Consider the following 21,733-nt stretch of genomic DNA (forward strand, 5'->3'; position numbering starts at 1 on the left):
TTACAGTTTATGGTTTATAGTTGCTCTGCTTTACACAACGATACTAGAAAGCAGAGCAACTATAAACCATAAATCCCCATTCAATTTTTGTCAACTATGGAAAATAATATATCTGTCAATACGGAAGAATCGGTCCGCTCGCGGCCCGGTAAACCTTACCCGCTTGGCGCTACCTGTGATGAGGAAGGCGTCAATTTTGCTTTGTTCAGTGAACACGCCACGGGCGTTACGCTTTGCCTTTACGATGCCGACAATCTGAAGGAGCCTACGCACTGCATCGACCTCACGGAGCATACCGAATTCGTCTGGCACATTTATCTGGAAGATATCAAGCCCGGCCAGTTATACGGCTACCGCGTCGACGGCCCGTTTGACCCCGCCAGCGGCTTTCTGTTCAATAAACATAAACTCCTGCTCGACCCCTACGCCCGGGCGATCAGCGGACCGGTGAAGCACCATCCGTCGATGCTCGGTTACAACAGCAAGAGTGATTCGCCCGACCGCTACCTCATTCAGGATACGACCGACAGCGGGCCGCACATGCCCAAGTCCATCGTCATCGACAATTCGTTCGACTGGGAAGATGACCAGCGGCCGGACATCCCGCTGAACCGGACGATTTTCTACGAACTGCACGTCAAAGGCTTCACAGCCCAGCACCCGACTCTGCCCAAGAAGATTCGCGGAACATACGCCGGTCTGGCCTCGCCCGAAGCCATCGACTACCTGACAGCGCTGGGCATTACGGCCGTGGAACTGATGCCGGTTCACCAGTACACGCAGGAAAGCTACTGGGGCTACAACTCCATCGGTTACTTTGCTCCGCACAGCCAGTATTCGGCCAGCGGCGCCCGGGGCCAGCAGGTGAACGAGTTCAAGGAAATGGTGAAAGCCCTGCACAAGGCGGGCATTGAGGTCATCCTGGACGTGGTGTACAACCATACGGCGGAGGGTAACCGTTTCGGCCCGACGCTGTCGATGAAGGGCATTGACAACCCGGTCTATTACTGGCTGGTGGAGCAGAACCCCGAATTCTTCATGGATTATACCGGCACCGGCAATACCGTCAACATCACGCATCCGAGGACGCTGCAACTGGTGATGGACAGCCTCCGGTACTGGGTGACGGAAATGCACGTGGATGGCTTCCGCTTTGACCTGGCTTCGGCCATGTCGCATAGCCTCAATGCCGCCGGGCAGATTTCGGCCTTCCTCGATGCCGTGCATCAGGACCCGATTCTTCGTCAGGTAAAACTTATCGCCGAACCCTGGGATATTCAGGGCTACCACGTGGGCTATTTTCCGGTGGGCTGGTCGGAATGGAACGGCAAATACCGGGACTGTATCCGGTCGTACTGGAAAGGCGACGAGGGACAGGCGAACGAAATGGCGCTTCGGCTGCTGGGTAGTCCGGACCTGTACGGCAACGACGGCCGCCAGCCGGCCAACAGCGTCAACCTGATTACGGCGCACGACGGCTTCACGCTGCACGATCTGGTCAGTTACAACGACAAGCACAACGAAGCCAACGGCGAAGATAACCGCGACGGCCACGACGACAACCGGAGCTGGAACTGCGGCGCCGAAGGCCCCACGGACGATCCGGAAATCATCAGCCTCCGCGAACAGCAGAAGCGCAATTTCCTCGCGACGCTGTTCCTGAGCCAGGGCACCCCGATGCTGACGATGGGCGACGAATGCGGCCGGACTCAGGGCGGCAACAACAACGCCTATAATCAGGACAACGAAATCAGCTGGTTTAACTGGAGCTGGGATGAAAAGCAGCAGGAACTGTTTGACTTTGCCCGTCAGGTCATTGCCCTCCGGAAAGACCTGGGACTGCTCCGCCGCCGAAAGTTCTACACGACCGACGAGATCGAATGGCTCCGCACGGATGGAGAAGTCATGACCGAAGAGAACTGGCACAGCGGCATCACCCGTTGCTTCGGACTGTTCATCGACGGCACCCGCGTAGAAGAGCAGGACGAAATGGGTCATGTGCTGGAAGACGAGCGCCTGCTGCTACTCATCAACAGTTTCTGGGAACCCGTCTCGTTCCACCTGCCCAGAATTCCGGAATCCCGCAACTGGAAAGTCATGGTAAACACCGCCGAAGGGCTCACCCCCAAAACCCTGCCCGCCGGACGGAAATTCCCCCTGCCGGGCCGGTCATTGGTGCTGCTGAAAGCGTAATGATTGAATGATTGAATGACTGAATTTTGAATGATTGATTGGCTCCGCTGATTTAAGCACTGCGAAGCCAATCAATCATTCAAAATTCAGTCATTCAATCATTTATTTAGGTACCGGCAGTGCGACGCCTGCCGCGATGGGCTTGCCGAAATCCGGCATTCCGTCAGCCGTCCAGGTGAAGCGCTGGGCGCGGGGGGAGCGCTGCATGCCGCAGCCCTGGCCCGATTCCGGGTTGGCGTGGTAAAGAATCCAGTCCTCCGTGCCGTCGGGCGATTTGAAGAATGAGTTGTGCCCCGCCGCGTGCGTTCCCTTCACGTTCACGGCTTTGAAAACCGGTTCGGGATGCTTGGTCCAGGAGCTGGCCTTGAGCAGGTTTTTATTCTTTTTGGTGTAAATCATCCCGAGCGCGTAGCTGTCGGTCCAGCAGCCGGAGGCCGAATAGATGATGAAAAGGCGGTTGTCGCGCACCAGCGGCTGCGGTCCTTCGTTGACCAGCACCACCGGTTTGTCGTCCGGACCGGGCCTCGGAATGGTGCCGTTGCGTTCCCACTCGTGAGTAGGTGTCGAAATGCGGGTTCGTTTGCCTTTGGCCGTCCAGGGGTTTTTCATCCGGCAGATGTAGATGTCCTGCTGTCCGTTCTCGTCCCGCTCCCATCCCGACCAGACCAGATAAAGCTTGTTTTTGTGGTAGAACAGCGACCCGTCGATGGCCCATTTGTCATCGGGTGTTTTCACCTGCCCTTTCAGGGTCCACGTTCCTTCGAGCGGGTTAGCGGCGGTATTTTCCAGCACCCAAAGGCGGTGGTTGCGGTTGCGCCCATCATCCGCCGCGAACATGAGGTACCATTTGTTGTCGATAAAATGCAGCTCGGGTGCCCATAGCTCCTTGCTATAGGCCGTTCCGGCCGGGGGCCTAAACACGACTTTCTTCTCCGCCGTCGCCAGGTCCGCCAGCGACTTCGTCCGCCAGAGCGTGATGTTGTTCTGGGTCGTGTGGGTGTAGTAATAATAACCGTCCCGGTAAATATTCCAGGGGTCAGGGCCCATAGGCAGCAGGGGGTTGGCGAAGGTCCCGGACTGCGGCGCTGTTGTCTGGGCCGGGGCGGACAGCGAAGCCGTCGCCATGAAAAGCGCAAAAAGGATTTTTTTCATACATCTGAAAAGCCCTGTCGGCGGTCGCAGACCCCGACAGCGGCTGGCCATGTTAAAGATTCAGGGAAAGCGTTTTTGGTTCAGGAGAAAGGCAAAGCAGGCCACTGACCGGGTGTCAGCCTTGCGTTATAAGAGCCGCTGCCGGGGCTTTCATCCGCCGACAGGGCCGGTGCCGTTGGTAATCCGGACAGGATACGTTTTGAGCGTAATGCCGAACTGGTTCTGGTACGCCTCGCTGAGCCGGGCCACCAGCGCTTCTGCGGCGTCCTCCCGCACAATGTTGATCGTACAGCCGCCGAAGCCGCCGCCCATCATCCGGGCACCCAGTACGGTTTCGTCGTCACGCGTCTGATCAACCAGAAAATCCAGTTCCGGACAGCTCACCAGGTACAGGTGCTGCAGGCCATCGTGCGTTTCGTACATCTTCTGACCAAACCCCTTCAGGTCGTTCTGATTCAGAAGCTCGGAAGCTACTTGCACCCGTTCGATTTCTTCAGTTACATATTTACAGCGATCATACACATTGGCCGGCATTTCGGAGCGAAACTCTTCTACCATCGCGGGCGTGGCGTCGCGCAGAAGCTGTACCTGCGGGTATTTCTTCTGCATAATGGCAACTCCCTGTTCGCACTCCTGCCGCCGCGTGTTGTATTCACTGCTGCCGAGCGAGTGCTTGACGGCCGTGTCGCAGAGCAGCAGCATGTACCCGTTCAGTTCGAGCGGGAAATAGTTAAAATCCAGTGACCGGCAATCCAGTTGAATGACCGAGTTTTCGCGACCTTGCATCGACGCAAACTGGTCCATAATGCCGCAGGCGACGCCTACAAACTGATTCTCCGCCGCCTGGCAAAGCTTCACCATTTCGAGCGTGGTCAGACCGAGGCGATACAACTCGTTCAGGCAGAACGCCAGCCCACACTCCAGCGCCGCCGAGGACGAAAGCCCCGCGCCGGTGGGAATGTTGCCCCCAAAAACAAGCCGGAACGCGCCCGGATGGCGACCCGCCTTGTGCATCTGGTCCACAACGCCCATCAGGTAATTCGGCCAGCCTTTCCGCGACTTTTCCAGCCGGTCGGTACTAAACGTAAACGAGTCGTTCAGGTTTTCGGCGATAACTTCGCAGGTATTGCCCTCCGTCGGAGAAATGGCGAAAATGAGTTCTTTGTCGATACTGGCGGGCATTACAAAGCCGCCGTTGTAGTCGGTATGTTCGCCAATGAGGTTGATACGGCCCGGGCCGCGTACGACAAGCTGGGGCTGAGCACCAAACTGGGAAGCAAATCGCGCCGTGACGCGGTCGACGTAGGGATTCTGTTGCATGTAACTTGGATACGGATGTCTCCGTAAAACAACAAAAAGAAAGTTTATTCCTCAAAAAACAGACAATTCCTGAATGAATGACTGATTGATTGAATGACTGAATGACTGATTGAGCGACGGGTTGCTGATTCACACATTCAGTCAATCAGTCATTCGGTCAATCAGTCATTCAGTCAATCAGTCATTCAGTCATTCAATCACTCCCCTCCCGGCCGCGCCAGTCGTTCCAGCACCGGCGCGGGGCGGCCAAACTGGGGTACGCCGTCGGTCGTCCAGCTAATCTTCTGAATACGAGGCGAACGGGTATCGTTGCACCCCTGCCCCGGCATCGGATTGGCGTGGTAGATCATCCAGTCCTCGGTGCCGTCGGGCGACGAAAAAAATCCGCCGTGTCCCGGACCAAAGGCCCGGGACTCCGGCGCTTTCGAAAAAACCGGCTGGGCGGCTTTCTGCCACGACCGGGCATCCATCGGGTCCGCACCCGCGCGGAGCGACAGCATACCCAGCGCGTAGTCGTCGGTCCAGCAGCCGGACGCTGAGTAAATCAGAAACGTTTTTCCGCCTTTTTGCAAAAATTCTGGTCCTTCGTTCACGTCGGGGTCGCCGACTTTTTCCCATTCGTACTCCGGCAGGGCAATCCGCACGCGCGGCCCGTCGATGGTCCAGGGATTGGCCAGCCGGGCGATGTACAGGTCCTGCCGGACGTTGGTGGTTCCCTCCCAGCCCGACCAGACCACGTAGCGCTGCCCGGCCACTTCGCCCACCGTTGCGTCGATGGCCCAGCGGTTCTCGGGCGGCGTCAGCTGGCCTTTCATCGTCCAGGTGCCCTGCAACGGGTCGTCGGACCCATTTTCGAGGACCCAAAGCCGCTGCGTACTGTTGTCGCCCGACCCGGCCGTGACGTAGAGGTACCACTTGCCGTCGAGCCGATGCAGTTCCGGAGCCCACACATTGCGGCTGAACGCCTCCCCGGCGGCGGGCTGCCAGACCAGCCGGTTCTCAGCCGCCGCCAGCTCGCTGATGCGCCTGGTTTTCCAGAGCCGCACCCCGTTGCCGACCGTGTGGCAGTAGTAGTACCAGCCGTCATGCCGCACCACCCACGGGTCCGGGCCGCTGTTGAGCAGCGGGTTCAGAAAGGTATTGGCCGACGGCACCGGTGGCGTCGGCGTATCGCTTTTCCTGTCCCGGCAGGCTGTCAGAACCGGGATGACACAGATTAACAGATTAATCAGGAACGTCCGCTTTAGGCCAGATTCCACTCTTTTCATACGTAATTGCCGAAGCCGGTCGTTTCCTTCACTATAATTCATTAGTCTGTATCATCAGTGCCGTCCTAGCCGCGGTTCAGGTCGTTTTACCACTGCGGGTTCTGCTTAATCTTCGGGTTCGCGTCGATTTCCCGGGTTGGAATCGGCAGCAGTTCCGACTTGCCTTTCACGAAGTTTTCAAATTCCGTATCGAAGTTAGAGACGTTGGCCGGAAGTTTCTTGCCCGCATCCGGCCCGGCAATTTCGGGACCGAGAATGCCGTAGCGTTTCATATCCGCCCAGCGGACGCTTTCGCCCGCCAGTTCGAGCACCCGCTCGTTGCGGATGCGTTCGCGGGCGTCGGCCTGCGAGAGCGTCAGCGGCAGCGCAGGCAGGTTGACCCGCGCCCGCACCCGGTTGACCAGCGGAATGGCCGCCGCCGTCTGTCCCTGTTCGTTCAGCGCTTCGGCGTACATCAGAAGCACGTCGGCAAACCGGATCATGCGGTTGTTGATGGGCGAAAAATAGTTTTCGCTGCCGGTGGCGTAGTTGTTCTGGTATTTTCTCCAGAAACGATCATCGGCACCAAAGCCGCGCTGCTCGAAAGACTGGCCGTAGATGAGGTTCGTCGGGTCGTTCGGGCGGTAGTACCACATCGTCGCGTCAAGACGCGGGTCCGTCTGACCGGTCACGGTTTTCTCTTTCTGGAACTGATTATACAGCCACTTGGTCGGCTGCCCATCCGACCAGCCGACGCCCCGGGCCCCGAAGAACTGCGCCCGTTCGGAGCCTTCCGTGCCGCCCGCTTCGTCCTCATCGCCCCGGTTGGCGCTCGAATACTGCACCTCGAAGACCGACTCCTTGTTGTTTTCGTTGGTGGCCGTGAAGTTGTCGGCGTAATTCGGCACCAAATCATAAATCTGGGGCGAGAGGTCCACCACTTCTTTCAGTTGCGCCGCGGCGGCCTGCCATTTGCGCTGCTGGAGCAGGGCTTTGCCGAGCATGGCCGTGGCCGCGCCCTTCGTAGCCCGGCCGATGTTGTCGCCGGTATATTGCGCGGGCAGGACGGCTTTGGCCTCGGTCAGGTCTTTCTCGACCTGCGCCCAGATCTGCGCTTCGGGAACCTGGTCGGGGCGTTCGTTCGGGGCCTGCGGCGTTAGCACCAGCGGCACATTGCCCCATTGCAGGGCCAGATTGTAGTACAGCACCGCCCGGATGAACTTCGCTTCGCCCACAATCCGGTTGCGGAGCGTCTCGTCCATCTGAATCTGCGGCACATAGGCAATCACCTGGTTGGCCCGGTGAATGCCCCGGTAATGGTCGCGCCAGGCTTCCACCAGCGGGTCCAGATTGTAATTCGGCGTGACAAACTTCGAAATGTTGGACAACTCCGTCCACGGGCTTTGGCTGTAGCCTTCGTCCGAACGAATGTCGAACGTGAACAAGGTCCAGCGGTCTACGCCGAACTGCTGCAGGCTGCCGTAGGCGGCGTTCACGCCCAGAATCGCGTCGTCGGCCGTTTTCCAGAACGTCTCGACGGTCGGGGCATTGGGACTTACTTTATCAAGAGCCTTGTCGGAACAGGCGAGCGTGAGCGCACCGGTCAGCAACAGGGTCATGGGATACCAGAATCGTTTCATACAGATAGAAAACGTTTAAACCGACTAAAAACTTACCTGCAATCCGCCCGTAATCACGCGGGAACCGGGATAACTGCCGTCGTCGATGCCCCGGCCAAATGTGCCATCCGGCCCGACGACTTCCGGGTTGTAGAACTTGTATTTGCTGATGGTAAACAGGTTCTGCGCCGCCACGTACACCCGCAACGTGCTGATGGCCCGGGTCTTTTGCAGCAGGCCCGCCGGAACGGTGTAGCCCAGTTGGAAAGTCCGCAGCCGCAGGTACGATCCGGGCGACAGCCAACGCGTGGTGTTGAAGAAGGCGTTGGGCGTCCGGTCGCCGATAACGGGTTTCGGGTTCGTGGTGGACGTGCCCGCTCCGGTCCAGAACGGCTCGTCAGCGAAATAGTTGCCGTTGTCGTCGTAGCGGCCGAGCCAGTACGCCATCGGGCTGAAAATGGAGTTGCCCTGCACGCCGTAGAAGTAAGCCGTCACATCGAAGCCTTTCCAGGCCGCCGTGGCGTTGAGGCTATACTCGAATTTGGGGAACGGACTGCCGACGTACGTGCGGTCATCTTCGGCGTTGAAGACGCCATCGGGCTGGCCGGTCAGGTTGCCGTTTTCGTCCCGTCCGTTCGTGTCCGCCCAGCGAATGTCGCCCGGCGTAAAGCCCTGCCCCCGCTGCGGCGAATTGTCGATTTCGGCCTGGGTCTGGAAAACGCCTTCCTGTTTCAGCATGAAGAATTCGCCGATGGACCGCCCGACCGCCGTGCGCGTAACGTTGCCCCAGCCAAAAATCGGCTGGTTGTTGTTGGCCGGCACCAGCCCAAGAACCTTGTTCCGGACGGCCGCCAGAGTTCCTGTCAGGCCGTATTGCAGGCCGGTGGTCGTTTTGTTAGTGTACCCCAGTTGCAGTTCGATGCCCTTGTTTTCGACGGAGGCGATGTTTTCAAACGGGTTGTCGCCGGTGCTGCCCGCCGTAATCGGGATGGGCACGCGGGTCAGCAGGTCCGTCGATTTGGCGTAGAAATAATCGAGGGTGACGGTCAGACGGTTGCTCAGGAAAGCGGCGTCCACGCCCAAGTCGATCTGCTGTTTGCTTTCCCAGCGCAGGTTCGGGTTCGTCAGCCGCAGGTTCGTGGCCCCCGGCACAATCGTCTGGTTAGGCCCCAGCACATAGTTGACGTTGGACCGGATAAACTGTTGGATTTCGTAGGGCGGAATGGCCTGGTTGCCGACCACGCCGTACGAAGCCCGTAGTTTGAGGTCGCTCACCGCCGTGGTATTCTGCAAAAACGGCTCCTGCGACAACCGCCAGCCGAGCGACACCGACGGGAAATTCCCGTACTTGTTGTTCGCCCCGAAATTCGACGAACCGTCGCGGCGGAAATTGACCTGCGCCAGATACCTACCGTCGTACGAATAGTTTACCCGGCCGAGGTACGAAATCAGGGTGCTGGCAAATTCCTCCCCGCCGACCTGGGGCGAGATGGTTCCCAGGCGCGGCACCCACAAATCGTTGGAAAGCCCGCTGACCGTAGCCCGGGTGTAACGGTCGTTGGTCGTGTAGAAGGTATACCCGGCCAGCGCGTCCACATGGTGTTTGCCGAAATCCTTGTTGAACGTCAGCAGGTGTTCGATCTGCGGATTGAAGATTTCGCCCCGCTGTTCGCGCAGTTGGTTGGGGTCCAGCGGTGCGTTCTGGCTCAGGCGGCCGTACCGGCGGATGTATTTATCGTAGTACGAATAATATTCGAGGCTGCCCTGAATCCGGTACGTCAGGAACGGCAGAATATCGACCTCGCCGTACAGCGTTCCCTGCACCTGGTTGGCCTGCCGGGTGTCGGTGATGAGGCGCTGGGCTCCAATCGGGTTGGTCCCGAAGGTATTCCCGTTGCTGGCCGTTGCGCCGTCCAGTCCGCGGGAGTCGCCGATGCCGTAGCCGCCGGGGTTGGTCGGGTCCAGCACCGGAATGGTCGGCAGCATGCGCATGAGGTCGATGAACGGGTTGCCGTTCAGCCGGGTTTCGTACGTCCGCCCGATGTTCAGCGTCTGCCCGATCCGGAAGCGGCCTTTGGTAAAGCCCGTATTGGCCCGAATCTGGTAGCGTTTGAAATTCGGTCCCTCCACCGTTCCGTCCTGGTTGAAGAAGTTGGCCGAAATCAGGTAGTTGGCGTTGGTACCGCCGCCCGACACGGTCACGGTGTTGTCGTTGATGAGCCCGTTTTTGAAAAACTCGTTCTGCCAGTCGGTATCCACATCCGTCCGCAGCGCCTGGGGCCGGAGACCGGCGTTCTGGTAGGCAACCCGGTTGGCGGCGATGTATTCCTGGGCGTTCATCAGGTCGAGTCGTTTCGGGATGCTCTGCACGCCCGCGTACGTCGCAAAATCGACGCGCGGCGTGCCGCTTTTGCCCCGTTTGGTCGTGATGATGATGACGCCGTTCATGCCCCGCGAGCCGTACAGCGCCGTGGCCGAGGCATCTTTCAGCACCTGAATCGACTCTACATCCGCCGGGTTGAACGCCTGACCGGGCGTGCCGACCTGTAATCCGTCGATGACGTACAGCGGGTTAGAATTGGCAAACGAGCCGATTCCCCGAATTTTGACATCGGCCTGCCCGCCCGGCCGTCCGGTCGTCGTCACGTTGACCCCGGCAATGCGGCCCTGCAACTGTTCGGTGACGGTGGCCGTCTGCACTTTCTTGATTTCTTCGGGCTGCACGATGCCGATGGCGCCGGTCAGGTCGCCGCGGCGCTGGGTGCCATAACCCACCACTACCACTTCGTTCAGCGTGCGGTTATCCTCCACCAGCCGTACGGCCAGGGTGGTCTGGCTGGTGATGTCGATGGTCTGCGACTGGTAGCCGATGCTCGACACGACCAGCCGCCGGGCCTCGTCCGAGACGTTGAGCGCAAATTTGCCTTCGGCGTCGGTCGATGTTCCGTTGGTGGTTCCTTCTTCCAAAACGTTCACGCCCGGCAGGCCAACCCCCGCTTCGTCCGTCACCGTACCGGTGATTCTACGAACGACTGCCTGGGCGACGGCGTTTTTTGGTTCACTGGTCGCCGCAGAGGAAGGGGTTGCGGCGGGTTTTTCGCTTTCCAGCACCACATAAATGTTGTCTTTTACTTTCCGGTAACGAAGGCCCAGCGGCGTCAGCACCTGCGTCAGACTTTCTTCGAGGGTCCGTCCGGACACGGCTACGGCCTGTCGGCCCTGCACGAGCGATTCGTCAAAGGCAAAAGTGACCCGGTAGCGGGTTTCCAGTTCGTTCAGTATGCGTTTCAGCGACTGCGGTCGTTTGCCGGGATTCGCCTCGATCGTTTGCGGCATCCGGGGAGCCTGCGCTCTGGCCCAGAATTGCGCCGAAGCTTCTTGGGGTATCCCCGAAGCGCCGCAAACCGCCGCGCAGAGGACAGCTACCTGAAGTACTCGTTTGTTCATGGTAGATAGGAATTAAGTAAGCTGTTTATTCATCGTTCTTTCATCAATCCCTTACCCTGTCAGGGGTAGGGCCGCGGTCAGGGTTTGGGCCGGAACTCTACCCGCTGGTCCGTCCGGACCACCTCCAGGTCGTAGGTGGCGGCCAGCACTTCCAGCAGCGTTTCCAGATTCTGGCGGGACAGGTTTCCCGTAAAGCGCTTGTCAGCCAGAGCCTCGTCGGCGAAGACGATCTCCAGTCCGTAAGTGTCATGCAGCATGGCACCGATGTCGAAGAGCGGGGTGCTTTCAAAAACGAACTGGTCGCGGGTCCAGGCGTCGTGCAGTTCTGTACGGACCCGGGCTACCCGGACCCCCTCCTCTTTCTTTTCCAGCCGGGCCTGCTGACCGGGTCGCAGTTCGATAACGCGCCGTTGGGGGGAACTGCGCTCCATCAGCTGGACCTTGCCTTCCACCAGCGTCACGGCCGTCTGGCCGTGGCGGGAGTTTACGTTGAACTGGGTGCCGAGGACGCTGATGTCGAGCTTGGCCGTATGGGCCACGAATTTGACGCTGCCGTCCGGGGTCTGTTTTTTGCGAACCCGAAAGAATCCTTCGCCTTCGAGCCAGACCTCGCGCGCCTTTTTGTTGTCCCAGGTGCGGGCAAACCGGAGCATCGAATTGCCGTTCAGCTTCACCTCCGAACCATCGGGCAGCGTCACCGTGCGGGTTTCTCCGTAATTCGTCCGGACGGTTTCCGTTCCGGAAGGCCGCACCAGCAGCCACCAGCCCGCCGTCAGAATCAGCAGCGCCACCGAAGCCGCCACCGCCCAGACGCGCCGGTAACTGGGCCGGAAAGCAACCTGACGCCCCGCCGCCACCTCCTCGAAGCGGGTGTTCAGGGCCGACCAGATTCGCTGTTTGCTTTCGACCGGCAGAGTGTCCACGTTCACCTTGACCGCCGGAATCAGCCCGCGGGCCTGCTCCATCAGCGGTACCAGATGCGGATGCTGACGACCGAGCCGCTGCCAGTGCAACGTCTGTTCGGCATCCGGATTGGTGACCCATTGTCTGAAATCGTCGTCAAACAGGAAGTCCTCCAGCGTATAACGGCCATAGTCGGGCTGCTCCATGTTCAATTATTTCTTGGTTTGTTTACACCAAATGAAAAACGGGGAGCAAATTATCCCGCCGCTCTGGAAAAAAAATAGCGGGCAGCGGCAGAAGTTATCGACCGGGGTGCGTGTCTGGCAATGTAAGCTGTTGCAACAGCAGGAGAAAAGCAGGAACGAAGCGGCGCTGCAGGTTGTCGATCGCCTTGTAAATCACTTTGTAAGCCGAAGACTGCTCGATGCCCATTACACCGGCAATTTCCTCGTAGCTCAGATTTTCGAAGTAGCGCAGGTGGACGGCTTCTTTTTGCCGGGGCGGCAGCAGATTCAGGGCCGTCAGCAGTTCGTCGATCTGGTCGCGGGCCACCTGACCGTCCAGCCAGGTGCCGTCTACGCCAAAAACGGCGCGAAAATCGGCTTCCTCTTCCGAGCAAAACCGATCATTTTCCCTTAATTTCCGGACGATTTCGCGGCGCAGCGCCCGGAAGAGATAAAATTTAATGGAGTCGGTCGGAGAAAGCCGTTCGCGGTATTCCAGCAGCGCCAGAAACACGTCCTGAAGGCAGTCCTCGACCAGTTGGGAGTCCTGCGCGATCTTGTAGCCGTAGTTGTACAAAACCTGCACATAACGCTCGTACATAGCCGCGTACGCCGTCCGGCTTCCTTGCCGAAAGTGGTTCCATAGCTCAGCATCAGGCACTTGGGCGTACTCGTTCATGGAAAAGGCGGACAGACTACTTTACAGAAAACAGTTAATGGCTTAGTATCTGGGAATTACTAAAATTTATCTCCAAATTACTCAATATTTCTTCTGAAGAAAAGGGACAAAACGCACCATTTATCCCTTTGGATAAGTAAATGATACGAACATTTTTGTGCCTGTTGCTGCTGCTCGGGTCCTGCCGCTCCACCAGCAGCGACCGGCTCTTTACGCTGCTTCCCTCGACCGAAACCGGAGTTACGTTCAACAATGAGATCGCCCGTTTTGAAAGCGACACCCTGAACGCGCTGAATTATGATCCGCTCTACAACGGGGCCGGTGTCGCCGTGGCCGACTTCAACCGCGACGGCCGACCGGATCTTTATTTCGCCGGGAATCTGGTATCGAGCCGACTCTACCTGAACCGCGGCGATTTTCGCTTTACGGACGTTACCGAAGCGGCTGGAGTAGGCACCCGCCGCTGGTGTACGGGCGTCTCGGTGGCCGATGTCAATCAAGATGGCTGGCAGGATCTTTACGTCTGCGCCGCCGGTCCGGACACCACCCGCATGACCAACCTGCTGTTCATTAACCAGGGCCTCGCCGGCGATTCCGTCCCCCGATTCCGCGAAATGGCGGCCGAATACGGGCTGGCCGATGCGCGCTTCAGCAGCCAGGCCGCTTTTTTTGATTACGACCAGGATGGCGACCTCGACTGCTACGTGCTCGAAAGCGCGCTGGAGCGGACGGGCCGCAATGTCGTCCGGCCCAAACGCACCCGCGGCGAAGGTCCCTCCACCGACCGGCTGTTCCGCAATGAAGGCGTCAATCCGCAGAACCCGCGCTTCCGGGACGTTTCGGCCGAAGCGGGCGTCACCACCGAAGGGTACGGGCTGGGCCTGTGCGTCAGCGACCTTAACGACGACGGGCGGCCCGATGTTTACTGCGCCAACGACTTTGTTTCCAATGATCTGGCCTGGATCAACGAGGGTAACGGCCGCTTTACGGAGCGGGCCGCGACCCTGTTCAACCATACGTCTTTCAACTCGATGGGCGTGGACGTGCAGGACATTAACAACGATGGCCTGTCCGACATTGTGGTGGCCGACATGCTTCCGGAGAACAACCAGCGGCAGAAGATGATGCTTATCAAAACCAGCTGGGACTATTTCCGGCTGGCGCGGCAGCTGGGCTATCAGGACGAATACGTCCGCAACACGCTGCAACTCAATTCCGGCAACGGCACCTATCAGGAGATTGGACAGATGGCAGGCGTTTTCCGCACCGACTGGAGCTGGGCGCCGCTGCTGGCTGATTTTGACCTGGACGGGCGGCGCGACCTGCTGGTGACGAACGGGTACCGCCGCGACATCACCAATCTGGATTATGTCGTTTATCTGAACGACGGCATCGCCACCACGGGCCTGTCGTCGGCCGCCTTCCGGCAGGAAAGCCTGAAAAAGCTTTACGAACTGCCCGAAACCCGGATTCCCAACTATCTTTTCCGCAACCGCGGCGATCTTACTTTTGAAAATAAATCGGCCGACTGGGGGCTGGAGAAACCGACGTTTTCCAACGGGGCCGCTTATGCCGACCTCGACAACGACGGCGATCTGGATCTGGTCATCAACAACATCGACGACGAAGCTGGCCTTTACCGCAACAACGCCATCGCCCCCGGGCAGCCCAAGAAGCCCGCTTCTATCCGGCTGAAGCTCTCCGCTCCGGCTCCCAACCGCGACGCGCTGGGGGCCAAAGTGACGCTCCGGCTCGACAACGGGCAGACGCTCGTGCAGGAAGCGTTTCCGGTACGCGGCTACCTTTCGTCGGTGGACCCTGTGCTGCATCTGAGTCCCGGAACGGCCCGCGTGGTGTCGGCGGAAGTTCGCTGGCCGGACGGGAAGCACCAGCGGATTTCCAGCCTTCCGGTCGGGCGGCTGGTCAGCGTCGTGTACGATCCCCGCCAGTTTTTCACGCCCGCGCCCCAATTGCCCGCCCCGTTGCTGACCACGAGCACCGGCACCCAAATCGGCCTGGACTACCGGCACGAGGAAACGGAGTTCAACGATTTTCTGCGGACGCCCCTCCTGCCTCACCAATTTTCCAGAAACAGCCCCGGTCTGGCCGTGGGCGATGCCAACGGCGACGGGCGGGACGATGTCTTTATCGGCGCTGACCCTGACCGGCTCCGGTCGCTTTACCTGCAGCAGCCCAACGGGCATTTTACCCGGCAGACGCTGGGCGAAAACGCGCTGGAAGACATGGGCGCGCTGTTTTTCGACGCCGACCGCGACGGCGATCAGGATTTGTACGTCGTCAGCGGCGGCAGTCTGTACGAGAACGAAGAAGGCGCTTATCAGGACCGCCTTTACCTCAACGACGGGCGGGGCCAGCTGACGCGTTCGACCGAATCGCTGCCGGTTACAGCTTCCAGCGGCGGCTGTGTGGTGGCGGCGGACTTCGACCACGACGGCGACCTGGACCTGTTTCGCGGCGGGCGGGTCAGGCCAGGCCAGTACCCGACCTTTCCCGAAAGCTATCTGCTGCGCAACGACAGCCGCCCCGGCGCGGGTCCACGCTTTACCGACGTTACGGACGAGCTCGCGCCGGGGCTCCGGTACATTGGCTTGGTCTGTGCCGCCCTCTGGACGGACTACGACAACGATGGCTGGCACGACCTGCTGTTGGCCGGGGAATGGATGCCGTTAACTTTTTTACTCAACAAAAAAGGACAATTTCCCCAAAATTCAATCTTCAACATTCAACATTCCTCCGGCTGGTGGAACTCGCTTACCGGGGCCGATTTTGACCGGGATGGAGACATCGATTATCTGGCGGGCAATCTCGGTTTAAACTCGCGGTACAAGGCCAGCGCCGAACAGCCGCTCCGGTTGTATGCCGCCGATTTCGACAAAAACGGGCGCATTGATCCGTTTCTGACGTATTATCTGGAAGGCGGAGAGCATTTTGCAGCCATCCGGGATGTCGTTTCGGACCAGATGCCGTCGATCAAATCGCTGTATAATTCGTACGGGGCATTTGCAAAAGGGTCGGTGCGGCAGGTGGTGGAAGGCCGGAATATGGAGATGACGAAACTGGAAGCAACGGAACTAAGAAGCTGCTATGTCGAAAACCGGGGGCGGGACGGCTTTCGGCTGGTTCCGCTGCCGATGGAAGCGCAGATCAGTCCTGCGTACGGCATGCAAACGGCCGATTTCAACGGCGACGGCTTTACCGACGCCCTGCTGACGGGCAATTCCTACGCCACCGAAACCTATACCGGCTGGTACGACGCGGGCCGGGGCTGTCTGCTGCTGGGCGACGGCCGCGGGCGTTTCAAACCGCTGGACGCCGCCCGGTCAGGCGTTTGGACGGCGCAGGACGCGAAAGCACTGGCGCGGGTCGAAACGGTCAGCGGACCCGTCTGGCTGGTGAGCAACACGAACGGCCCGGTTCAGGTGATTCGCAGCCGGAAAAAGGACACCAGACCCCTGCGCCCGCTGAAGCCCGCCGAAACGGGTACGACCATCCGCCATGCCGACGGCAAAACGGAACGGGTCGAGTTTTATCACGGTTCAGGCTACCTCTCGGGTTCTTCGCGGCAGTGGAGAAACTGAAGTTATTTCCGGAAAATCCAGCAGCGTTCCTCGATGGGAGCTTCCAGCAGGGCGTTGTATAGATCTGGGTCGTCTTTGAAACTAAGCTGGGAAAGCTGGTAAACTTCGACCCGGGCCTCAAACTCGTCGCAGTCGAAGGGCCAGGGCTCTACGGCCAGGGTCTGGTCGGGGCGCTGCAAAATATAGTAGGAAACGCCATCGGGGCCGATGCTGATTTCCAGGCGGCGGCTTTCGGGCGGCAGTTGATTTTGCACCAGAATCAGCGAGAGCGCGTCGCACCATTGCAGAAAGTCGTACCCGTACTGCACCTCTTTGCGGGTGGTTTTAAGGACTTTTATCCAGTCCTGCTGGTTTTTCTGCTGCTGATTGAGAAACGCATCCAGTTCGCGGTTTTCGCGGCGGAGCGGCTCGTAGAGAAAGGAGGCGTGCATCGACACCATCAGGGCGTTCCACCGGCTTTTTTCCAGCGCAATGGACACCATCTTCTTGGCCTGACTGACGGAGTAATTCAGAATCTGAAAGTCCTTGGGGGCGCCCGCTTCGGTCAGGTGGTTGCTTCCCTCCCACTCATCCTGGCCATCATCGTGTTCCGAGAGCGCTACCAGCGTTTCGGGCCAGCGAACGGGCCGCCTGTCCGGATGCCAGCGCATAGCCGCCTGCAAAGCCAGCAATCCATGCGCCTGCTGGTGAATGACTTCCCAGCCTTTTTCGGTGGAGCGAACGATCATAAATGTTGAATGATTGAATTTTGAATGATTGATAGGTTGATAGGCTCCGCATGAGTAACCACATTAAGCGGAGCATAATCAACCTATCAATCATTCAAAATTCAATCATTTATTTTGCACCAGTTTGTTCTCCCCCTCCTTGTACGTATCTCCCGTCACGGCGGCGCGGGCCATTTCGAAGAGGCGGACCATGCGGCTGGACGTTGAATCCCAGTACTCGGCCGTGTCCGTATCGACCCGGATTGCCATCAGTTCGGGGTCTTCCTTGCCTTGCGGAAACCAGGGTTTGGCCATGGGCGACCAGATTTCGTCAATTTTGGAACGGTCGTACACCTCCTGGGCCGTCCCCGTAACCGAGACGTAGGAAGCTTTGTCGGGATGAGCGAAGGCTACGTTGACGTGGTAATCCTTCTCGATCTGGTCCGTTTTGGGCGTTTGTTTTTTGGTCAGAAACCAGAGGCTTCCGTTGTCGTCGATCTGCATGATGGCCATCGGACGGCTCACCAGCCGGTTCTGCTCGTCCTGGGTGGTAAACATGCCAATCCGGATGGACTCGATCAGGTCTTTCACCTTTTCCATGCCGGCGTTACGCTGTGTTGAGTTTTCCATAAAAAAGAAAAGTCGGTAGTCGTGAGTTGACAGAGTCCGGATATTCTCCGGCACTCTCTTCAACTAACGCCTACCGACCAGCTACTGTTTATGAATATTATTTTAGTTGTAGATCATCTCCTGACGGCCCAGCGCCTCGAAGAGGGAGCGGGAGAAAGCCGTGTCGCTTTCGGGCTTCGTCGTCATGTCCAGAATATTCAGACAGGTGCGGATGCACTGGCGGCAGGTTCCTGCAATCTGGCAACCGCGTTCGCTGGCCAGGCTTTCGCACTCCTGGGCGCATTTTTCGCAGATTTCAATGCAGGTTTTGGCCAGCAGGCGGGTGTTTTCCGAGCCACGGACGTAGAGCATCGCCATCTGACGGCAAATGTCGGCACAGTCGAGGCTCAGGAAAATGCACCGGTACATATCTTCAATGTCGCTCCGACGTGAACACTCCGTTGCGTATTCATCGCACACCGTCGCGCATCCAACCAGCGTGTCGTAAATGTTTTTCTTCCAGATCATGATAATATGGTTTGGGTTAACAGCCAGGGTTACGAAAACGCCTGACGGGCATGATTCATACCGTCGAGGTCGTCAAAACGGCGCCGCGCCCACTGGCGGGCTTCGCTGATGCTGGTGGTGATAACATCCTGTTTATCAAGTCCACCCTGCTCCAGCAGCGAATTCGCTATTTCGATCGCTTTCTCCCGGACACTCGGTGTCAGGGATCGCATCGCTGCCGGGAAGTGAGAATTGCTCCACATCATATGCCTCGATCGTTAAATCTCTGACAACTATCATTGACATAATTATGCCAGCCCGAAGAGCGATTTTTGCGGGAAGAAAAAAAATAGCAAAAACGCTGATTTTAAGCCTTTTGAACGACCTTCCGCTTTCTCACATATGTGATTTTTACCGGAAATAATTGTGGTTTGAGTGTGGAAACGGCCGCCACAGTGTGTAAAATTATACACAGTTGCCGGACATAAAAATAGCCCCGGACAAAGTCCGGAGCTATTCCGCATTTATCAGGATTGTATCTTCGTAGTCTTGGTTGGCGGCCCTCAGCCTTTCGGAAAAATAAGACGAAACGTGGTGCCTACGCCCTGCTGGCTTTCTACCTCGATAGACCCGCGGTGGCCGTTGATGATGTTTTGCGTGGTGGTCAGGCCGAGGCCCATGCCGCCCTGTTTGCGGGTGAAGAACGGGTCAAACAGCCGCTGCCGGACTTCTTCGGTCAGGCCCGATCCGTTGTCCTCGACGCAGACCATAACGTTGTCGTCGCCGGCTTCCAGGGTCTTCACGGTCAGCACCCCTTTTTCCTCATCCATCGCCTCCACGGCATTGACCAGAATATTGATCAGCGCCGTTTTGAACTGCTCCTTGTCGAGCGGAATCAGGCAGGGGTCGGGCATAAACTCGGTCACCAGTGTCATGCCTTTCAGCCGGAGCCGGTCGTCGATCAGGTGCAGCGTTTCGCGGACGGCCTCGTTGAAGCTGTTGGCGCGCAGATCCAGTTCGCGGGGCTTCGACGAATTCAGCATTTCGGTGATCAGCTGCCCGATGCGTTCGGCGTTCCGGCGGATGATGTCCATGTAAAGGCCCGCCACCGGGTCGTCGGTCGGGACGTCCTCCCGGAGCTGCTCCAGCGCCATGTTGACGTTGGTGAGCGGGTTGCGGACCTCGTGGGCGATGCTGCGGGCGATCTTGCCCGTCATGGAAAGCTTTTCGGCCACCAGCAGGTCGCGCTGGGCTTTTTTCTGTTCCGTAATGTCCCGCACGATGCCCTGAAACCAGTTCAGGTCGCCGCCCTTCTGGGCCACGGCCACCACGGACAGGAGGCAGTCGAACTTCCGCCCGTCCCGGCTCATCAGCACTACTTCATAATCTTTGATCTGCCCGTTCTCGGCGAGTCGCTGGTGCAGCACTTCGTACTGCTCCGGCTTATCGAAAAGCACCAGCGGCATTTTCCCGCAGAGTTCGTCCTGCGAGTACCCGGTCAGTTTCTCGAGCGAAGGATTAGCCTCCCGAATGACCATGTTCCGGTCCGTTACGAAAATGGCGTCGATGGACCGTTCGAACAGCGAGCGGTATTTGTTCTCCTTCTCGGCCAGCTCGGCGGTAATTTCGGCCTGCCGAACGGCGTAGCGGATGCTCCGGCCCAGCAGCTGGGCGTCGATGCGGCCTTTCACCAGGTAATCGGCGGCACCGAGTTTCAAAGCCGAATAATCGACCTCTATATCATCCTGCCCGGTCAGCAGGATCATGGGGGCCTGGCAACCGGTTTTGAAAGCTTCCTGAATCAGTTCAATCCCGGTGCGTTCGCCCAACCGGTAATCGACCAAGAACACATCATAATCACGTTGACAGGCATGCTGAAGGGCGTCGTCAAACTCGGTCACCCAATCCAGTTTGATGTTGGCATTATCGCGGGTAGAGACCAGGGTTTTCGTCAGCACATAGTCGTCTTCATCGTCCTCTACCAGCAGGACCCGGATTGGTTTGTCAGACACTCTATCGGTTTGAGTCGTCAGGTAAGGAAACGGTGTCAATCCAGTATTTTTTAATGGTTTGAGTAATTTCTAGCAAACTTTTGAAGTCAAACGGCTTAGAGATATACGAACTAACCCCCAGGTCGTATGTCCTCAGAATATCTTCTTCGGCCGTCGAAGTGGTCAGCACCACCACCGGTATCTGCCGCAGCTGGTCGTTTTCCTTGATCTCGCGCAGGGCCTGTACCCCGTTTTTCCGGGGCATGTTCAAATCCAGAATAATCAGACTTGGCCGCATAGAATTTTCGTAGGGCGGGCGTTGGTATAGAAAATCGAGCAGTTCTTCTCCGTCTTCCACAAAGTACAGCTTTGACGTAAGCTTGGCCTTCTGAAAAGCCTGTTCCAGCAGCATACGGTCATCAGCGTCGTCATCAGCGATCAGGATGCTGGTCTTATGTTGTTTAACATCCATTATATTCTTGTTCAGTGTTACAGACAATTCATTCAATAATCATCAAACTGGTTCAAACTCGGGAAGCTACAACAGAGAGAGTCCGGCCCTCACGAAAATTACCCATCCTATACTACCATTTTCGGGCAAAGTGTGTTTAATAAATTTACCAAAATACCCTTATACGTCATTTGTGCAGGCGGCTTTGTAATATGATTGTTTTTACCCGCTTTTGGGGAAACGGATACACAAAAATATAATTTTCCCGTGCAGCCCTCCTCCTTCAGACCGTTCGCCCCGGTGGCCTAACCCCTTAGTAAACCGCAGCTTATTGCCGGTTGACGACGCTCCGCTCCGCTTCTTTTAAATTCTGGCACAGATTTGAAACGTATTCGGGTGTCAAACCAATCAACCATACCTATGAAAAAAATGCTTGGACATGTCCTGGCAGCAACGGCCCTCCTGACTGGTCTGATCACTCAGGATGCTGCGGCCCAGACTCGTGCCCGTTCGGGTATCAAAGGCGGCTTTAACGCCAGCACGCTGAACATCGAAAACGGCAGTGACCGCAAAGAACGATATGGTTTTCACGTCGGCGTTTTTACGCAGGTCCCGCTCGGAGAAACCTTTGCTATCCAACCCGAACTGCTGTATACAAGCAAAGGCGCTTCGGCTGCCTACAACGCGTTTGGTGCTACCGGCCGCACGAATTTCAACCTGAATTATCTTGAACTTCCTGTCCTGGCGACCTTCAAGCTTGGTAACACCGCTGACCTGCAAATTGGACCGTACGCTGGTTATCTGCTTAATTCGTCCCTGAAAACGGAAGGCGATCTGGGCACTGCGGTTGGGTCTCTCAATACCGACAACTTTAACCGATTGGATTACGGGGTAGCCGGTGGTTTCAACCTCTACTTCGGTCCTCTGCTGGTGGGTCTGCGCTACGGCCAGGGCCTGAACAAAGTGGCAGATAGCGGCGGCGCTAATCTGCTGCTCGGCAACGCCAAAAACGCAACCGGCATGGTGTCTGTAGGGTTTGCCTTTTAACAAAATGACTGAATGATTGATTGACTGAATGACTGATT

The 21,733-nt window shown here is 57.7% G+C and carries 16 protein-coding genes; 3 read left to right on the top strand and 13 right to left on the bottom strand.

The window, feature by feature from the left end; all coding sequences use genetic code 11:
- The first annotated feature begins 96 nt into the window (after positions 1–96).
- Positions 97–2,193 (top strand): glycogen debranching protein GlgX, encoded by a 2,097-nt coding sequence (gene glgX / locus ORG26_RS05115; RefSeq protein ID WP_266367452.1) that lies wholly within the window; start codon positions 97–99, stop codon positions 2,191–2,193.
- Positions 2,194–2,295: 102 nt separating this feature from the next.
- Here glgX and ORG26_RS05120 read toward each other — a convergent pair whose 3' ends face one another.
- The 7 genes from ORG26_RS05120 to ORG26_RS05150 all read right to left on the bottom strand — a co-directional run bounded on the left by ORG26_RS05120 (position 2,296) and on the right by ORG26_RS05150 (position 12,706).
- Positions 2,296–3,345 (bottom strand): glycoside hydrolase family 43 protein, encoded by a 1,050-nt coding sequence (locus ORG26_RS05120; RefSeq protein WP_266367453.1) that lies wholly within the window; start codon positions 3,343–3,345, stop codon positions 2,296–2,298.
- Between the two features lie 150 nt (positions 3,346–3,495).
- Positions 3,496–4,665 (bottom strand): galactokinase, encoded by a 1,170-nt coding sequence (gene galK, locus ORG26_RS05125; protein WP_266367454.1) that lies wholly within the window; start codon positions 4,663–4,665, stop codon positions 3,496–3,498.
- A gap of 197 nt (positions 4,666–4,862) precedes the next feature.
- Positions 4,863–5,933, bottom strand: a complete 1,071-nt coding sequence (locus ORG26_RS05130; RefSeq protein WP_266367455.1) for a glycoside hydrolase family 43 protein — start codon at positions 5,931–5,933, stop codon at positions 4,863–4,865.
- Between the two features lie 86 nt (positions 5,934–6,019).
- Positions 6,020–7,552: a RagB/SusD family nutrient uptake outer membrane protein gene (locus tag ORG26_RS05135; RefSeq protein WP_266367456.1), complete on the bottom strand. Its 1,533-nt coding sequence runs from the start codon at positions 7,550–7,552 to the stop codon at positions 6,020–6,022.
- Between the two features lie 24 nt (positions 7,553–7,576).
- Positions 7,577–10,978, bottom strand: coding sequence for a SusC/RagA family TonB-linked outer membrane protein (locus tag ORG26_RS05140; RefSeq protein ID WP_266367457.1), 3,402 nt, complete (start codon positions 10,976–10,978; stop codon positions 7,577–7,579).
- Positions 10,979–11,055: 77 nt separating this feature from the next.
- Complete coding sequence (locus ORG26_RS05145; RefSeq protein ID WP_266367458.1) at positions 11,056–12,087, bottom strand: FecR family protein; 1,032 nt, start codon at positions 12,085–12,087, stop codon at positions 11,056–11,058.
- A gap of 94 nt (positions 12,088–12,181) precedes the next feature.
- On the bottom strand, positions 12,182–12,706 hold the full coding sequence (locus ORG26_RS05150; RefSeq protein WP_266367459.1) for an RNA polymerase sigma factor: 525 nt from the start codon (positions 12,704–12,706) through the stop codon (positions 12,182–12,184).
- 218 nt (positions 12,707–12,924) lie between these two features.
- Here ORG26_RS05150 and ORG26_RS05155 point away from each other — a divergent pair, with 218 nt between their 5' ends.
- The gene (locus ORG26_RS05155; RefSeq protein WP_266367460.1) at positions 12,925–16,383 is read left to right on the top strand and encodes a VCBS repeat-containing protein; all 3,459 of its coding nucleotides are present in this window, start codon (positions 12,925–12,927) and stop codon (positions 16,381–16,383) included.
- 2 nt (positions 16,384–16,385) lie between these two features.
- Here ORG26_RS05155 and ORG26_RS05160 read toward each other — a convergent pair whose 3' ends face one another.
- The 6 genes from ORG26_RS05160 to ORG26_RS05185 all read right to left on the bottom strand — a co-directional run bounded on the left by ORG26_RS05160 (position 16,386) and on the right by ORG26_RS05185 (position 20,669).
- Positions 16,386–17,111 (bottom strand): DUF3891 family protein, encoded by a 726-nt coding sequence (locus tag ORG26_RS05160; protein ID WP_266367461.1) that lies wholly within the window; start codon positions 17,109–17,111, stop codon positions 16,386–16,388.
- Between the two features lie 105 nt (positions 17,112–17,216).
- The gene (locus ORG26_RS05165; protein ID WP_266367462.1) at positions 17,217–17,720 is read right to left on the bottom strand and encodes a pyridoxamine 5'-phosphate oxidase family protein; all 504 of its coding nucleotides are present in this window, start codon (positions 17,718–17,720) and stop codon (positions 17,217–17,219) included.
- Positions 17,721–17,822: 102 nt separating this feature from the next.
- Positions 17,823–18,227 (bottom strand): four-helix bundle copper-binding protein, encoded by a 405-nt coding sequence (locus ORG26_RS05170; protein WP_266367463.1) that lies wholly within the window; start codon positions 18,225–18,227, stop codon positions 17,823–17,825.
- A 29-nt stretch (positions 18,228–18,256) separates the two neighbouring features.
- On the bottom strand, positions 18,257–18,439 hold the full coding sequence (locus ORG26_RS05175; RefSeq protein ID WP_266367464.1) for a DUF2188 domain-containing protein: 183 nt from the start codon (positions 18,437–18,439) through the stop codon (positions 18,257–18,259).
- A gap of 330 nt (positions 18,440–18,769) precedes the next feature.
- Positions 18,770–20,218, bottom strand: coding sequence for a hybrid sensor histidine kinase/response regulator (locus tag ORG26_RS05180; protein WP_266367465.1), 1,449 nt, complete (start codon positions 20,216–20,218; stop codon positions 18,770–18,772).
- A gap of 1 nt (position 20,219) precedes the next feature.
- Positions 20,220–20,669: a response regulator gene (locus ORG26_RS05185; protein ID WP_266367466.1), complete on the bottom strand. Its 450-nt coding sequence runs from the start codon at positions 20,667–20,669 to the stop codon at positions 20,220–20,222.
- A 399-nt stretch (positions 20,670–21,068) separates the two neighbouring features.
- On the opposite strand from ORG26_RS05185, the gene ORG26_RS05190 reads away from it, so the two are divergent.
- Positions 21,069–21,695 (top strand): porin family protein, encoded by a 627-nt coding sequence (locus ORG26_RS05190; protein WP_266367467.1) that lies wholly within the window; start codon positions 21,069–21,071, stop codon positions 21,693–21,695.
- Positions 21,696–21,733 lie beyond the last annotated feature (38 nt).

The organism is Tellurirhabdus rosea (assembly GCF_026278345.1).
GTDB classification, from domain to species: domain Bacteria; phylum Bacteroidota; class Bacteroidia; order Cytophagales; family Spirosomataceae; genus Tellurirhabdus; species Tellurirhabdus rosea.

Bases quoted from the DNA above. Each gene is read 5' to 3' on its own strand.
- ORG26_RS05185 (WP_266367466.1), bottom strand. From the start codon at position 20,669: ATGGATGTTAAACAACATAAGACCAGCATCCTGATCGCTGATGACGAC.
- ORG26_RS05160 (WP_266367461.1), bottom strand. From the start codon at position 17,111: ATGATCGTTCGCTCCACCGAAAAAGGCTGGGAAGTCATTCACCAGCAG.
- ORG26_RS05170 (WP_266367463.1), bottom strand. From the start codon at position 18,227: ATGATCTGGAAGAAAAACATTTACGACACGCTGGTTGGATGCGCGACG.
- ORG26_RS05165 (WP_266367462.1), bottom strand. From the start codon at position 17,720: ATGGAAAACTCAACACAGCGTAACGCCGGCATGGAAAAGGTGAAAGAC.
- glgX (WP_266367452.1), top strand. From the start codon at position 97: ATGGAAAATAATATATCTGTCAATACGGAAGAATCGGTCCGCTCGCGG.
- ORG26_RS05145 (WP_266367458.1), bottom strand. From the start codon at position 12,087: ATGGAGCAGCCCGACTATGGCCGTTATACGCTGGAGGACTTCCTGTTT.
- ORG26_RS05140 (WP_266367457.1), bottom strand. From the start codon at position 10,978: ATGAACAAACGAGTACTTCAGGTAGCTGTCCTCTGCGCGGCGGTTTGC.
- ORG26_RS05130 (WP_266367455.1), bottom strand. From the start codon at position 5,933: ATGAAAAGAGTGGAATCTGGCCTAAAGCGGACGTTCCTGATTAATCTG.
- ORG26_RS05135 (WP_266367456.1), bottom strand. From the start codon at position 7,552: ATGAAACGATTCTGGTATCCCATGACCCTGTTGCTGACCGGTGCGCTC.
- ORG26_RS05150 (WP_266367459.1), bottom strand. From the start codon at position 12,706: ATGTACGAGCGTTATGTGCAGGTTTTGTACAACTACGGCTACAAGATC.
- galK (WP_266367454.1), bottom strand. From the start codon at position 4,665: ATGCAACAGAATCCCTACGTCGACCGCGTCACGGCGCGATTTGCTTCC.
- ORG26_RS05155 (WP_266367460.1), top strand. From the start codon at position 12,925: ATGATACGAACATTTTTGTGCCTGTTGCTGCTGCTCGGGTCCTGCCGC.
- ORG26_RS05120 (WP_266367453.1), bottom strand. From the start codon at position 3,345: ATGAAAAAAATCCTTTTTGCGCTTTTCATGGCGACGGCTTCGCTGTCC.
- ORG26_RS05175 (WP_266367464.1), bottom strand. From the start codon at position 18,439: ATGCGATCCCTGACACCGAGTGTCCGGGAGAAAGCGATCGAAATAGCG.
- ORG26_RS05190 (WP_266367467.1), top strand. From the start codon at position 21,069: ATGAAAAAAATGCTTGGACATGTCCTGGCAGCAACGGCCCTCCTGACT.